The sequence below is a fragment of the Pseudomonas sp. 2822-17 genome (assembly GCF_002742485.1).
In the GTDB taxonomy this organism is placed as follows: domain Bacteria; phylum Pseudomonadota; class Gammaproteobacteria; order Pseudomonadales; family Pseudomonadaceae; genus Aquipseudomonas; species Aquipseudomonas cyclaminis.
In genome coordinates this window covers 1-230 of sequence record NZ_LJRZ01000311.1, presented here as the reverse complement: position 1 = coordinate 230, position 230 = coordinate 1, and the positions used below count along the sequence as shown (strand labels likewise).

General features: G+C 37.4%; 1 pseudogene. It reads left to right on the top strand.

Annotation, left to right across the window (positions count from 1 at the left end):
- Positions 1–230 (top strand): annotated as a pseudogene (locus AOA60_RS07545) (glucose-6-phosphate dehydrogenase); the annotation flags it as partial.

Below are 230 nucleotides of genomic sequence, written 5' to 3'. Positions count from 1 at the left end.
GAGTCTTATCACGAACTAAATACATTACTACAGGACCTTGATGAACAATATAACATACCTGGAAATCGTATTTTCTATATGGCAGTAGCTCCTGAGTTTTTCGGTACTATAGCTTCGAACTTACAATCAGAGGGCCTAAAGGATACCAACGGCTTTACACGACTTGTTATTGAAAAACCGTTTGGCCACAATTTAGAATCTGCACGTGACTTAAATGAGCAGATTAATAA